General features: G+C 68.7%; 13 protein-coding genes. 8 read left to right on the top strand and 5 right to left on the bottom strand.

Annotation, left to right across the window (positions count from 1 at the left end; genetic code table 11):
- Both V7053_RS13950 and V7053_RS13955 read left to right on the top strand, forming a co-directional pair.
- On the top strand, nt 1–195 hold a 195-nt coding region (locus V7053_RS13950), incomplete at its 5' end, for a CocE/NonD family hydrolase C-terminal non-catalytic domain-containing protein (protein ID WP_334172878.1).
- Nucleotides 192–677, top strand: coding sequence for a DUF3237 domain-containing protein (locus V7053_RS13955; protein ID WP_334172879.1), 486 nt, complete (start codon nt 192–194; stop codon nt 675–677). The genes V7053_RS13950 and V7053_RS13955, both read left to right, overlap by 4 nt.
- Here V7053_RS13955 and V7053_RS13960 read toward each other — a convergent pair.
- On the bottom strand, nt 664–1,947 hold the full coding sequence (locus tag V7053_RS13960) for an alpha-hydroxy acid oxidase (RefSeq protein WP_334172880.1): 1,284 nt from the start codon (nt 1,945–1,947) through the stop codon (nt 664–666). The genes V7053_RS13955 and V7053_RS13960 overlap by 14 nt on opposite strands.
- Nucleotides 1,944–2,918, bottom strand: a complete 975-nt coding sequence (locus V7053_RS13965) for a C-terminal binding protein (RefSeq protein WP_334172881.1) — start codon at nt 2,916–2,918, stop codon at nt 1,944–1,946. Before V7053_RS13965 ends, V7053_RS13960 begins: the two co-directional genes overlap by 4 nt.
- A gap of 201 nt (nt 2,919–3,119) precedes the next feature.
- Between V7053_RS13965 and V7053_RS13970 the strand changes: the two genes are divergently transcribed.
- The gene (locus V7053_RS13970; protein WP_334172882.1) at nt 3,120–3,317 is read left to right on the top strand and encodes a hypothetical protein; all 198 of its coding nucleotides are present in this window, start codon (nt 3,120–3,122) and stop codon (nt 3,315–3,317) included.
- On the opposite strand, the gene V7053_RS13975 is transcribed toward V7053_RS13970, so the two are convergent.
- Nucleotides 3,314–4,090: a dienelactone hydrolase family protein gene (locus V7053_RS13975; protein WP_334172883.1), complete on the bottom strand. Its 777-nt coding sequence runs from the start codon at nt 4,088–4,090 to the stop codon at nt 3,314–3,316. The genes V7053_RS13970 and V7053_RS13975 overlap by 4 nt on opposite strands.
- An 87-nt stretch (nt 4,091–4,177) precedes the next feature.
- Here V7053_RS13975 and malQ point away from each other — a divergent pair, with 87 nt between their 5' ends.
- On the top strand, nt 4,178–6,352 hold the full coding sequence (gene malQ, locus V7053_RS13980) for a 4-alpha-glucanotransferase (protein WP_334172884.1): 2,175 nt from the start codon (nt 4,178–4,180) through the stop codon (nt 6,350–6,352).
- On the opposite strand, the gene V7053_RS13985 is transcribed toward malQ, so the two are convergent.
- On the bottom strand, nt 6,349–7,413 hold the full coding sequence (locus V7053_RS13985) for an AI-2E family transporter (RefSeq protein WP_334172885.1): 1,065 nt from the start codon (nt 7,411–7,413) through the stop codon (nt 6,349–6,351). The genes malQ and V7053_RS13985 overlap by 4 nt on opposite strands.
- 262 nt (nt 7,414–7,675) lie before the next feature.
- On the opposite strand from V7053_RS13985, the gene V7053_RS13990 reads away from it, so the two are divergent.
- The 3 genes from V7053_RS13990 (at nt 7,676) to V7053_RS14000 (ending at nt 12,117) form a co-directional block, all read left to right on the top strand.
- Entirely contained in the window at nt 7,676–9,133 is a 1,458-nt protein-coding gene (locus V7053_RS13990) for a sugar porter family MFS transporter (protein ID WP_334172890.1), read from the top strand.
- A 147-nt stretch (nt 9,134–9,280) separates the two neighbouring features.
- Complete coding sequence (locus V7053_RS13995) at nt 9,281–10,945, top strand: MDR family MFS transporter (RefSeq protein WP_443022619.1); 1,665 nt, start codon at nt 9,281–9,283, stop codon at nt 10,943–10,945.
- A 116-nt stretch (nt 10,946–11,061) separates the two neighbouring features.
- A complete protein-coding gene (locus V7053_RS14000) occupies nt 11,062–12,117 on the top strand; it encodes a hypothetical protein (protein ID WP_334172886.1) in 1,056 nt (351 codons plus the stop codon).
- Nucleotides 12,118–12,265: 148 nt separating this feature from the next.
- On the opposite strand, the gene V7053_RS14005 is transcribed toward V7053_RS14000, so the two are convergent.
- The gene (locus tag V7053_RS14005; RefSeq protein WP_334172887.1) at nt 12,266–12,484 is read right to left on the bottom strand and encodes a hypothetical protein; all 219 of its coding nucleotides are present in this window, start codon (nt 12,482–12,484) and stop codon (nt 12,266–12,268) included.
- A gap of 192 nt (nt 12,485–12,676) precedes the next feature.
- On the opposite strand from V7053_RS14005, the gene V7053_RS14010 reads away from it, so the two are divergent.
- Nucleotides 12,677–14,113 (top strand): amino acid permease, encoded by a 1,437-nt coding sequence (locus V7053_RS14010; RefSeq protein WP_334172888.1) that lies wholly within the window; start codon nt 12,677–12,679, stop codon nt 14,111–14,113.
- The last annotated feature ends 79 nt before the right edge of the window (nt 14,114–14,192 follow it).

The following is a 14,192-nucleotide window of genomic DNA, read 5'->3' on the forward strand; positions in this document are numbered from 1 at the left end:
ACCGCGTGCACGTTCCAGCCCGGGGAGCGCGTCCGCGTGCAGGTCACCTCGAGCTGCCACCCCAAGTGGGATCGGAACCTCAACACGGGCGCCAAGGCCCTCGACTCCTCGGACACGGCAGTGGCCCGGCAGCGCATCCTCTGGGGCGAGGCCACTCCGAGCCGGATCACCCTCGGGGTACTGTCCTCATCATGACCCCGGCCCCACCGCCCCCTGTCCTCGAGCCACCTGCCCTCGAGCACGTGGGGACGCTCTCGGTCCTCATCGCCGAGCCGATCGACGTCGGCCCGACTCCCGAGGGGCACCGGCGCATCATCCCGATCACCGGCGGGACGGTGGCGGGGCCGCGGCTTTCCGGCCGGGTCCTGCCCGGCGGGGCCGACTTCCAGACGCTTCACGCCCCAGAGCTGACCGAACTCGAGGCCCGCTACGCGCTCGAGACGGACGACGGCGCCGTCATCTCCGTGGACAACGCCGCCCTCCGCTCGGGGAGCCGCGAGGCCATGGCCCGCCTCATCCGGGGCGAGGCCGTGGCCCCAGCGGAGATCTACTTCCGGTGCGCGGTACGGCTGCGGACCTCAGCGCCCACGTGGGACTGGGTCAACCGGACTCTGTTCGTCGGCACCGGCGAGCGGTACCCCGACAAGGTGGTCGTGCACCTGTTCAGGATGCTCTAGGCACGTGGCGGGCGGCGATCTGGTTCGTCGCCCGCAGCCCGAGCAGCTGGAGCCCGCGGCGGTACTCTGTCCGCAGGATCTCGACAGCCCGCTCGACGCCGCGCTCTCCCCCGGCCATGAGGCCGTACAGATACGCCCGGCCGATCATCACCGCGTCCGCTCCGCGCCCGATCGCGGCGATGATGTCCTGGCCGTTGCGCACCCCGCTGTCGAGCAGCACGGTCGCCTCGTCTCCCACGGCGTCGCGCACCGAGGGAAGGACATCGAGCGTCGCCGGGGTCCGGTCGAGCTGCCGCCCGCCATGGTTCGAGACCACGACCCCGTCAGCCCCGAGTCCGACGACGCGCGCCGCGTCCTGCGGGTTGGTGATGCCCTTGACCAGCAGATGATGCGGCCACGCCTTGCGCAGCCACTCAAGATCCCCGTAGTTGAGCCCCGGGTCGAACAGCATCGCCGCGACGTCTGCCGACGTTCCGGGATAGTCCCGGAGCAACGCGAAGTTGATCGGCGGCGTCGTGAGCTTGTTGAACCACCAGTACGGGAAACGCGACATGTCGAGGAACGTCTTCACCGTCAGCGACGGCGGGATGGTCAGGCCGTTGCGCGTGTCCTTGTGGCGGCCGCCAGCCACGGCGGTGTCGACCGTGAGGATGACGGTCTTGCAGCCTGCGTCGAGCGCACGCCCCACCATCTCCTCGTTGAGCGCTTCGTCGTTCGTCAGGTAGAGCTGGAACCAGTTCTGCCCGTTCGGAGCGGCGTCCCGCACCTCTTCGATCGTCGTCGTGCCAACGGTCGAGAGCGAGTACGGGAGGCCGTTGCGCTCAGCGACGCGGGCCACCGCGGCCTCGCCCTCGTGGTGCATCATGCGGGTGTACCCGGTGGGTGCGAACACGAGAGGGAACGCGATGCGCTCGCCGAACAGCTCGGTCGAGAGATCGGGCTCGGCCACCGAATTCAGGGTCTCCGGGACGAATTCGACGTCGCGGAAGGCCGCGAGGTTGCGCTGCGCCGTGACCTCGAATTCGGCGGCGCCGTCGACGTAGTCGAAGACGGCGCGCGGCGTGGTCCGCCGGCCGATCTTGCGCAGGTCCTCGATCGTGAGCGCGCCCTCGAGGCGGCGCCGGACCGGATCGAGGACGGGCGCGCGGAACTGGAGGAGCTCGCGCACCTCGGAAACCTTGGGCAGCTGGCGGCGCACGGGCACGCGCGCGTCGGGCGCCGACACGGCGGGCGCGCTGCCCGGCTTCTTGGATGTTTGGGTCGTCGTCATGCCAATACCTCCGGGTTCACGATGTTCCTGGGCCTGCGTCCCGCCAACACGTCCGCTACGTTCTGCGCCGTGCGGCGCTTGAGCTCGACCTGGGATTCCTCGCTGTACCAGGCCGCATGGGGCGTGAGTGCGGTGTTGGGCAGCTCGAACAGCGGGCTGCCCTCGGGGAGCGGCTCCTGCTCGAAGACGTCAAGTCCGGCCGCGCGGATCGCCCCCGAGCGCAGCGCCTCGATGAGCGCTTCGGTGTCGACGACGCCGCCCCGGCAGGTGTTGACCAGCACGGCGCCCGGCTTCATGGCCGCGAGCACGTCGGCGCCGACGAGGTGACGGGTGTGCGCGTTGAGCGGCACGTGGAGGGAGACGACGTCCGCCCGGCGGATCAGCTCGTCGAAGCCCACGACCTCGGTGCCGGCCGGCGTCGTCGTACCCGGCTCGTAGACGGGGTCGAAGCCGATGGTCTCGTAGCCCACGCCGCGCGCCTTCCGCGCGGTCGCAGCGCCGATGAGCCCCAGCCCGACGACGCCGAAGACGCGCCCCGCGATGCGGTGCAGCGGCTGGACGGGCGCGAGCGAGTAGTTGCCGGACCGCATCTCCCGATCGAGGCCGACGACGCCGCGCGCGAGGCTCAGCGCGAGGGCGATCGCGTGGTCGCTGACGTCCTCGGTGCCGTAGTCGGGCACGTTGCAGACGGCGACGCCCGCTTCGGTCGCGGCCTCGACGTCGACCGTGTCCACGCCCACGCCGTACCGGGCGACGACCTTGAGACCGGGGAGTGCCTTGAAGACGGCCCGCGTGATGGGAGCGTACTGGACGATCAGCGCGTCGGCTCCTTGCGCGGCTCTGACGACCTCGTCCTCGGTACGGCACTCAGCCCGGACCAGCTCGAAGCCCTCGGCGGCGCTGATCTCCTCTTCCTCTGCGAGCGACGGCTGGTCCAGGTCCGTCACGACGACCCGGGGCTTCCGATCCACGGAGCACTCCTTCCTCAGTGGCTGGGTGTTACCCGTGCGGATGGCGCACGACAACCAGCTCAAACCCCGTAAATCCTATATCCGATAGGAAGTGACGTCCCACCAGGCGATTCCGGTGTCAGGACTTCCCCGAGGCCACCTTCAGGCATATGCTTGCGAAGGCGCAATGATTGCGAAAATGAGAGAAGGGATGAGACCGCAATGCCAGAGCTTCCAGAGCAATACGCCGCATATCTCCAGGACAAGGACCAGACCTTCGTCGAGACCGTCCGGCCAGTGCTCGAGCAGTCCGCGGCGGGCGAGCGCCACGGAGTGCACGTGCGTTTCACCGCCGGGAGCGTTCAGGCGGTCGTCGACGAGGCCAACCCGTACGGGACGATCACCGAGGGGCTCGATTAGAGGCGGGCCTCGCCCTGCGGGAGCGCCCTGTCGAAGAGCGCGAACAGCTCCTTCCAGTGGCGCTCCGCAGCGTCCCGGTTGTATGAGGCCGTGTCCGCCTGGGTGTAGCCGTGGCTCGCACCCTCATACACCTCCGCCCGGAACTGCACGCCGGCGTCGGTGAGTGCCTTGTTCAGCCGCTCGATCTGCTCGGGCGGGAGCGAGTGGTCGTGGTCGGCGTGCCCGAAGTAGAGCTCCGCGGTGACCCGGTCGGCCACGAGGTGCGGGCTGTCGGGGGCGTCGGTCGCGAGTCCCCCTCCATGGAAGCCGGCCGCCGCCGCGACACGCTCCGAGAAGGCTCCGGCCGTGCGGAGCGAGAGGCGCGCACCCATGCAGTAACCCGTGACCCCGACCGGCCCGTCCGCGACCTCAGGCCGGGAGTCGAGCCACGCGAGATACGCCTCGGCGTCGCTCACCGCGCGTTCGGGGGTCAGCTCGCGCATCACGGGGCCGATCTGGTCGAAGATGCCGGTCCGCTGGGACGTGTCGATGAACTCGGGAAGGTCGAAGACCGGGGCGGGGCCACTGCGGTAGAACACGTTCGGCACGAGGACCGCGTAACCCGCCTCGGCGAGCCGGTCTGCCATCGCCTCGAGATGCGGCCGGAGCCCGAACGCGTCCATGTAGAGGAGTACGCCGGGGTGCGGAGCGCCGTCGTCCGGATGGACGAAATAGGCGTCGGCGACGCCGTCGGCCGTGGGAATCTCCACCGTGGTGCTGTTCACAGAAGTCACAGACCCACAGGCTACTCCCTTCCGATACGGACCTTCCCGGCTGCGCCTTCCTCGGCGCAGTCCCGGCCCGCGGCCTAGAGTGGGGCCATGGCCGGAACAGAGCAGATCCAGCACGACCGAACTGACACGCTCCTCCGCGAGCTGGCCTCTGCACACCGCGTGGCCACCTCGTTCTACGGCTTCGACGGCGCCGAGCGCGCCGTCTCGCCCGCGACGCTGCGCAAGGTGCTCGCCGCCCTCGGAGTCCGGGCCGAGACGCCCGAGGAGGTTGAAAGCGCCCTCGCCGACGCCGCGCTCGAGCCCTGGCGCCAGCTCCTGCCGCCCGCCGTCGTCGTCCGCGAGGGCCAAGTGAACCGGGTGCGCCTGCACGTCCCCCACGGCAGCGGCCTCCGGGTCTGGATCTCGGCCGAGGACGGCCGCCATTTCGATGCCGTGCAGGAGGATGACTGGGAACGTCCGCGAGAGGTCGACGGCGTGCTGACCGGCCGCGCGACGTTCGGCCTCCCCCGCCACCTTCCGCTCGGCTGGCACACCCTGTACGCCGAAAACGAGGGCCGCGTCGCCCAGTGCCCGCTCATCGTGACCCCGGCACGGCTCGCGACGACGGAGCGCCTCCAGAACCGGCGACGTTGGGGCCTCATGGCACAGCTCTACTCCGTGCGGTCGTCCAGGTCGTGGGGAATCGGCGACTTCGCCGACCTTGACGACCTCGCCGCCATCTCGGGCGCCCAAGGCGCGAGCTTCGTCCTCGTCAACCCGCTGCACGCGGCCGAGCCCAAGCCTCCCGTCGAAGATTCCCCCTACCTGCCCGCGACGCGCCGGTTCTTCAATCCGCTCTACCTCCGCATCGAGGACATCCCCGAGTACGGCTATCTCAGCCCCACGGCCCGCGACGAAGTCGAGCGGCTGGCCGCCCGGCTGCACACCGCCAACCGGGTCGCGGACCTGCTCGACCGTGCCACGGCCTTCGACGCGAAGCTCGCCGCGCTCCGGCTCGTCTTCGCCGTTCCGCGCAGTCCTTCCCGGGACCAGCAGTACGAGCGGTTCCGCTCGGAGCTGGGTCGCGGCCTCGACGACTTTGCCCTGTGGTGCGCGCTCGCCGAAACGCTGCCGCCGTCCTCTCCCGAGTGGGCTGCGGCGTCGTCGCCCTCCTCCCCCCGGGCAACCGAGCTGCGCGAAGAGCTCGCTGACCGCATCGAATTCCACCGTTGGCTCCAGTGGGTCTGCGACGAGCAGCTCGAGCGGGCGCAGCGGAGCGCGAACCAGGCCGGCATGGAGATCGGGATCGTCCACGATCTCGCCGTCGGGGTCAAGCTGGACGGCGCCGACGCCTGGATGCTCGCAGACGTCCTGGCCAAGGGGGTGACGGTGGGCGCCCCGCCGGACGTGTTCAATCAGCAGGGCCAGAACTGGAACCAGCCGCCCTGGCACCCGAGCCGCCTCGCCGCGGCTGGCTACGCGCCCTACCGGGACATGCTCCGAACCATCCTCCGCCACGCGGGTGGGATCCGCGTCGACCACATCCTGGGCCTCTTCCGCCTGTGGTGGATCCCCGAGGGCGGCGGCCCGGAGGAGGGCACGTACGTCTACTACGACCACGAGGCCCTCATCGGGATCCTCGCGCTCGAGGCGCAGCGCGCCGGCGCCATCGTCGTCGGCGAGGACCTCGGCGTGTTCGAGCCGTGGGTGCGCGACTACCTTTCCGAACGGGTCATCTTCGGCACCTCGATCCTGTGGTTCGAGCACGACGACGGTGGCCCGCTCGAGCCGGAACAGTACCGGCGCGCGTGCTTGACGAGCGTCAACACGCACGACCTGCCGCCGACGGCGGGCTACCTCGCTGGCGAGCACGTCACCTTGCGCGAGTCGCTCGGGCTGCTGCGCCGGCCCGTCGAGGAAGAGCGCGCCGCGGACGCCGCGGAGCAGGAGGCCGTACTCGCGCGGGTCCGCGAGCGAGGGCTCCTGCCGCCAGTCGAGTCCGCGGCCGACGTCGAGTCCCCGGTCGACGTCCAACGGACCGTGGAAGCCCTCTACGCCTTCACGGCCCTCACGCCCTCGGCCCTCCTCGGCGTCGCCTTGGTGGACGCCGTCGGGGAGCGGCGCACCCAGAACCAGCCCGGCACCGAGAACGAGTATCCCAACTGGCGGATTCCTCTCGCAGGCCCCGACGGGGAGGCGATCCTGCTCGACGAGCTTCCGCGCAACGAGCGGTTCGGCTCGCTGCTCGCGACAGTGCGGGAGGCGCTGCGCGCGGACCGCTAGTCACGCCCTGTGAAGGTCTTGATGATCGTCCACCCCACGGCCGTGACCGGCACGGCGAGCAGCGCCCCCACGATCCCGGCGAGCATCGTGCCGGCCGCGAGCGAGAGCACGATCGCGAGGCCGTGGATGCTCAGCACGCGCCCCATCAGCAGCGGCTGGAGGATGTGGTGCTCGAGCTGGTTCACCACGATCAGGACGGCGAGGACGATGAGGGCCGGAAGCGGTCCGCTGGAGACCAGTGCGACGACGACGGCGAGGAGCCCCGCTACGGTCGCCCCGATGATCGGGATGAAGGCGCCGATGAAGACGAACACCGCGAGCGGCACGGCCAGCGGGACGCGCAGGATCAGCAGGGTGATGGCGACGAGGATCGAGTCGATCACCGCGATGAGGGCCGTTCCCCGGACGTAGCCGCCGAGCACGTGGGCGCTGCGCTCCAGGGCGCGGTGCGCGGTGGGCTGGTGCCGCGGTGGCATGAAGCCGACGAAGAAGCCGCGGATCTTCGCTCCGTCCTTGAGGAAGAAGAACAGGATGACGATCATGAGGACGATTCCGGCAAGGATCTCCCCCACCGTGCGCGCTCCGGTCAGCGCCTCCGCGCCGATGCTCCCGTTCGTGAAGAAGCGCTGGATCGAGTCGCGGGCACTCGTGATCTGCGCGTCGCTGACCTTGACGGGCCCGTTGTTGAGGAACGCGTGGAGCTGGGCGATGCCGTTGGTGAACCGATCGGTGAGTTCCTTGGCCTGAGCCCTGATCAAGTACACGACGCCCGTGACGATCCCTCCGAAGACCACAAGGATCGCAACGTAGGACGCGGCGACCGCGAGCGCGCGGGGCCAGTGCCTGGCGGTCAGCAAGTGCACGAGGGGGGAGATCGCGGACGCGAGGATGAGCGCAAGGGTGAGCGGGATGAGGACGAGGGGTACGCGCGTCATGGCCCACACGAGTGCGACGACGAGCGCTGCGACGGCGAGGGCCTGAACCGAGCGGATGCTCGCCCGGCCCAGGCCGTCGGTCCAGAGGGCTGAGAGGTTCGTGCGCGGCGGCGTCGGCTGCGGCATGGCATCGTGCCTTTCGGCTAGAGAAGTTGGCATCCTCCTACCCGGCCCGCAGGCGACCCACGCACAGCAAACGCGACAAGCGCGCCACGAGCTCGGTAACGGCCCGATCACAGAACGGATACGGCTGGTCCCGGCGTTGGTGGTCGGATGCGAGGAGTGGCAGACTGGCACGGCGCTCTGCGCGCCCGCTGGTGGGTCCAGCGCGCACACCTGTTCGTCCAGACAGGTGGAAAGCAAACATGCGAAGGCAGGGCCCGCTGTGGTGCAGGAACCCCAAGAACATGCCGTCCGCGCGACGGCGCCGAAGGCCTCTCACGGGAAGGTGATCGGCCTAGCGGTTGCAGGGGCCGTCGGCGGCTTCCTGTTCGGCTTCGATTCCTCGGTCGTCAACGGCGCAGTCGACGCCATCCAAGGCAGCTTCGCGCTCTCCCACGCCGTCACGGGCTTCGCCGTCGCCGTCGCGCTGCTGGGCTGCGCCGTCGGCTCCTGGCTGGCCGGCGCCGTAGGGGACCGCTTCGGCCGCATCCCGGCGATGAAGCTCGGCGCGCTCCTGTTCCTTGCGAGCGCGATCGGCACCGGCTTCTCGGTAGGCCTGTGGGATCTCATCGCGTGGCGCCTCGTCGGCGGTCTGGGTATCGGCCTCGCCTCGGTCATCGCTCCCGCCTACATCTCGGAGATCTCGCCCCGGCAGATCCGCGGGCGGCTCGCGTCGCTCCAGCAGCTCGCGATCACCACCGGCATCTTCGCGGCACTCCTGAGCGACGCGCTCCTCGCCAACGGAGCCGGCGGGGCCACCCACACGCTGTGGTTCGGCGTCGACGCGTGGCGCTGGATGTTCATCGCCGGCGCGGTGCCCGCCGTCGTCTACGGCTGGATCGCCTTCGTCCTTCCGGAGTCGCCGCGCTTCCTCGTGCTCCGGGGCAACGACGACGCCGCACGGAGCGTCTTCCGGTCCATCGCGCCCGACGACGACATCGAGCGCGAGATCCGGGACATCCGCCAGGCCATCGAAGAAGACCGCCTCTCCGAACGCCGCGGTGCCCTCCGCGGCCACGCCCTCGGCCTCAAGCCCGTCCTGTGGGTCGGCATAGCGCTCTCGGTGTTCCAGCAGTTCGTCGGAATCAACGTGATCTTCTACTACTCGACCACCCTCTGGAAGTCCGTCGGCTTCCGCGAGGAGGACTCGCTCACCATCTCGGTGGTCACGTCGATCACGAACATCCTGGTCACACTCATTGCGATTGCGCTCGTGGACCGGGTCGGCCGACGCCCGATCCTGCTCGTCGGCTCCATCGGGATGGCCGTCTCGCTCGGGACCATGGCCCTGGCCTTCTCGACCGCGAGCCTCGTGAACGGCGAGCCGGCCCTCTCGGGCGCGTGGGGTCCCATCGCGCTCGTCGCGGCCAACGTGTTCGTGGTGTGCTTCGGAGCCTCGTGGGGACCGCTCGTGTGGGTGCTGCTCGGCGAGATCTTCCCGCCGTCGATCCGCGCGCGCGGTCTCGGCATCGCAGCCGCCGCCCAATGGATCGCGAACTTCCTCATCACGGTCTCATTCCCGCCCATGGCCGCGTGGTCGCTCTCGCTCACGTATGGGATGTACGCGGCGTTCGCGGCGCTCTCGTTCTTCTTCGTGCTCACCAAGGTTCCCGAGACCAACGGCATGTCCCTCGAGCAGGCCGAGACCCTCTTCGTTCGGCCGGGGAAGGCAGCGCGGGAGTAAGCACAGGGCTTCAGGGAAGGGATGGTGGGGGGAAGAACGGGGAGAAACAACGGGCAATCGGGAAGAGAAACCGACTTACGATAGTTACGGTAAGCAACGAATCTTCCCCGATCTTCCCCCACACCTTCTCGTCCCCGGGAGCCTCCCGTGTCTCACGCTGCACCCTCCGCCGCTGCTCCAGGAAAGCTGAGCCGCCGTCAGATCACTGGCGTCATGGTCGGCCTCATGCTAGGCATGTTCCTCGCCTCGCTCGACCAGACGATTGTCTCGACGTCCATCTACACCATCGCCAACGACCTGGACGGCCTGAGCCTCCAGGCCTGGGCGACCACGGCCTACCTCATCACCTCGACCGTCAGCACGCCGCTCTACGGCAAGCTCTCGGACATCTTCGGCCGGCGTCCCCTGTACATGGCCGCGATCGCGATCTTCCTCGGCGGCTCGATCTTCTCCGGCTCCGTCCACTCCATGGGCGAGCTCGCCGTCGCCCGCGGCATCCAGGGTCTCGGTGCAGGCGGCCTCATGGCCCTCGCGCTCGCCGTCATCGGCGACATCGTCCCGCTTGAGGACCGCGCGAAGTTCCAGGGCTACTTCATGTCGGTGTTCGGCGTCTCGTCCGTGCTCGGGCCCGTCGTCGGCGGCGCCTTCGCGGGAGCGAACCAGATCCTGTGGATCACGGGCTGGCGCTGGGTCTTCTACGTCAACGTCCCGGTCGGGATCGCCGCCCTCGTCACCGTGTTCTTCTTCCTCCACCTGCCGTCGCGCCACACGCGCCAACGCATTGACTATCTGGGGGCAGCCGCCATCACGGTCGGTCTCGTACCCCTCCTTCTCGTGGCCGAGCAGGGCCGCGGGTGGGGCTGGACGTCAGTGGACTCGTTCGCGTGCTACGTCGTGGGGGTGCTGGGACTGGCCGCGTTCGTGCTGTTCGAGAAGCGTGCTGGCGACTACGCGCTCATTCCGCTTCGGCTGTTCAAGAACCCCCAGTTCAGCCTCTCGGCCCTCCTGAATTTCATCATCGGGATCGGCATGTTCGGCGCGATCGCGATGCTGCCGCTCTACCTTCAGCTCGTGCAGGGACTGACGCCCACCGAGGCTGGGCTCCTCATGATCACCTTCACGGTCGGCATCATGACGGCGTCGATCACGGCAGGCCGCACCATCTCCCGGACGTCCAAGTTCAAGATCTTCCCGGTCATCGGCACGCTCCTGCTGGCCGGTTCCTCCACGGCCATGGGCTTCGCCCTCACCGCCGATTCGCCGCTCTGGGTGCCCGCAGCCATCGCCGTCTTCTTCGGCATGGGCCTCGGATGCTGCATGCAGCCGCTCGTGTTGGCCATGCAGACCTCCGTCCCGCTGAAGGATATGGGCGTCGGCACCTCGACGGCTGCCTTCTTCCGGTCGATGGGCGGCGCTCTCGGCACCGCCGTGTTCATCTCGATGCTGTTCAGCCTCGCGGCGGACAAGGTCAGCTCGGCGATGAAGACGGCCGTGACCCAGCCCGACTTCCTCAAGACCCTCCACAACCCCGCCGTCATCGCCGACCCCGCGAACAAGCCGCTCTTCGACCTGTTCAAGGGCGGCACCTCCGGCGGCGGCCTCGGCGCCGACAACCTCAACGACACGAGTTGGCTCTCCAAGGCCAATTCGGTGCTCACGCATCCGATCAAGGACGGCTTCTCGCAGTCCGTGGACATCGTGATGCTCACGGCAGCCGGGCTCATGGTCATCGCGTTCCTCGTGACGCTGGCCCTCCCGAACGCGAAGCTCCGCGACCCCAAGGCTGCCCTCAAGGAGCCGGCAGCCACGTAGTTTGGTGGCCACCGCAAGGACATCTGCACTTCACGCGGTGGCCGCCGTTCGGCCACACGGGGGGCGGAGGCTTCCATTGGTGGGGGACGGATCCGACGACCACGGAGGACTACGTCATGAGCATCTCCCCCAAGACCTTCCTGCCCGCCGCCGCGATCGCGACGGCTGCGGCCCTCGCGTGCACTGCATCTCCCGCGCTTGCGGCTCCCGCGCCCTCGGCCCCCGCGCCCTCGGCCTACGCCGTCAGGGCCTTCGCGCCACAGCCCGGGGAATCGGCGCCGGACGACATCACGCGACTCGGCGACAGCGTCTACGTCGCGTACCAGAATGGGGTCGGCCCGATGGGCGAGGCCTCCCCGAGCGGGGCCACGGCGAGCACGATCCAGCAGTACTCGCTCGACGGCAAGGCGGGGGCTTCGTGGAGCGTCACGGGGCGGATCGACGGCATGGGGTCCGATGAGGCCGGCCGCCGGCTGCTCGTGACGACGAACGAGGACGGCAGCTCGTCCTTCCACACGGTGAGCCCCGCCTTGGGCGCCCGCGGCGTCAAGGACTACACGTACACCGGCCTGACCCACGGAGGCGGCACCGACTCCGCCAAGATCTTCGAGGGAAAGATCTTCATTTCTGCCTCGAACCCCTCCGACAGCACGGGCCCGGCGCTCTACCGCGCGACGCTCTCGGGTTCGACGGCGGCGCTCACGCCCGTCTTCGCCGACGACGCCCAGGCCGAGCTCGCCGACGGGCCCCAAGCGGGAACAACCACGACGCTCGCGCTCACGGACCCGGACTCAAGCGCGGTCGTCCCGGCGCAGAGCCCCCGATTCGCCAAGGACTTCGTCCTCGACTCCCAGGGCGACCAGCAGCTCGTCTTCGCCGGACGTGCCGGCACTCCGCAGCAACGGCTCGAGGTGCTCAACCTCCCCGCGCCGGTCGATGACACCGCCTTCGCGACGGGTGCTCGGCAGACCCTCTGGATCACCGACTCGGATCACAACGCCGTCTACTCGGTGAGTGGGAACTTCCTCGCCGGCGACGTCGTCACGTCCGTGACGCCGAATTCCGGCGCCAACTACCTCGCGTCACTCAACCTCTCGAACGGCTCCCTCACCGCGATCCCACAGCTCGCGGCGATTCATCCGAAGGGCCTGCTCTTCACGAGCTCGCGCTGAGTCCCCTCGAGCAAGTCCCCTCAAGCAAGTCCCCTCAAGCAGCTGAGGCCTTTAGGCAAACGACGCCGGGCGCCCCTTCCCGTGGGAGGGACGCCCGGCGTCGTCGTGTGTGATCTGGGGCGGCCGCTGGGGGGCCGGTCGCCTCGGATCAGGCGATGCGCTGCTGCGTGAAGCCGAACGGGACGCTCGTGTCGTGGGCTACGGTGTACTGGCCCGCGGCCTCGCGAGTCACGAGGATCCCGCAGCAGGGGTTGGCAACAGCAGTCTGCTGAAGCGTCTCAATTGCGCGGCCCAACGCGGCGTCGATCTCATGGGCATGGTCGACGACGACGCTCAGGCTGCGGTGGTGGTGCACATCGGGGGACATGCGCACGCTCCTTCCGAATCCAAAGGGGTGTTTCAGATCGTCCAGTCTAGGGTAACGAAACCTATTTCATGCAACTGGATATACCCCCTTCGGCAAGTTGCACTGCTTTTGGCCCAGACAGGTAGCGGTAAGGTAGGTGAAATCCTGTTATAGGGATCACATTTAGAGCTATCACGAAGAGGCCTTCGCATTATGAGTAAGATCACAGAAGACAGGGCAGGTTCGGAGGGGCTGAGCCGCGGCCTCTCCAACCGGCACATCCAGCTCCTCGCCATTGGCGGAGCGATCGGTACAGGGCTCTTCATGGGTTCCGGAAAGACGATTTCCGTAGCGGGACCGTCCGTGATCTTCGTGTACATGATCATCGGCTTCATGCTCTTCTTCGTCATGCGGGCCATGGGCGAGCTCCTCCTGAGCAACCTCAACTACAAGACGTTCAGCGACTTCGCGGGCGATCTCCTGGGCCCGTGGGCTGCCTTCTTCACGGGCTGGACCTACTGGTTCTGCTGGGTTGTGACCGGGGTCGCCGACGTGGTCGCCATCGCCGGGTACGCGGACACCCTATGGCCCGGCATCCCTCTCTGGGTCCCCGGGATCGCAACGATCCTCGCCCTCCTCGCCCTCAACCTGCCCACGGTCAAGGCGTTTGGCGAGGTCGAGTTCTGGTTTGCGCTCATCAAGATCGTGGCGATCCTCGCCCTCATCGCGACCGGGCTCGCGATGGTGTTCTCCGGCTTCACATCCTCCGCGGGAACGGCCTCGTTCGGCAACCTCTGGCAGCATGGCGGCTTCTTCCCGAAGGAGTTCATGGGCTTCGTGGCAGGCTTCCAGATCGCCGTCTTCGCTTTCGTGGGCATCGAGCTCGTGGGCACCGCCGCCGCCGAGACCAAGAGTCCCGAGAGGAACCTGCCGAAGGCCATCAATGCCATCCCCATCCGCGTGGGGCTGTTCTACGTCGGCGCGCTCGTCATCCTCATGTCGGTCACGCCGTGGACGGAGTTCCGCGCGGGCCACTCGCCGTTCATCGGAATGTTCTCGCTCGCTGGCCTCGGCGCCGCCGCGACGCTCGTGAACCTCGTGGTCCTGACGTCGGCGATGTCGAGCGCGAACTCCGGCATCTACTCGACGTCGCGCATGGTGTTCGGCCTCGCCCAAGAGGGTGACGCCCCCTCGGTTTTCGGGCGCCTCTCCTCGCGCAAGGTTCCCCAGAACGCACTGTTCCTCTCGTGCACGCTCCTGCTCTCCGGCGTCGTGCTCCTCTACGCGGGGAAGGACATCGGCACGGCCTTCGACATGGTGACCACCGTGTCCGCCGTGTGCTTCATGTTCGTGTGGTCGATCATCCTCGCGAGCTATCTCGTGTTCCGCAAGCGCCGCCCCGAACTGCACGCCGCGTCGACGTACCGCATGCCGGGCGGTCCGGCCATGGTGTGGGTGGTGTACGCGTTCTTCCTGTTTCTCGTGTGGGCCCTCACGACCCAGCCCGACACGCTCGCGGCGCTCCTCGTGACGCCCGTCTGGTTCGCGATCCTGCTCGTCGCGTGGCTCATCCTGCGTCGCTCGCCTCTGCACCAGGCGCGGATCGCGGCGCACGGCGATGCGCTGCGCGGGGAGGCGCGGGTCGCCTGACGCGGGGAGGCGCGGGTCGCCTGACGCGAGGAGGCGCGGGTTCGCCTGACGCGGGGCGCCGCCATCTCCGCCGCCCCCC

This window comes from Sinomonas sp. (assembly GCF_036848755.1).
In the GTDB taxonomy this organism is placed as follows: Bacteria; Actinomycetota; Actinomycetes; order Actinomycetales; family Micrococcaceae; genus Sinomonas.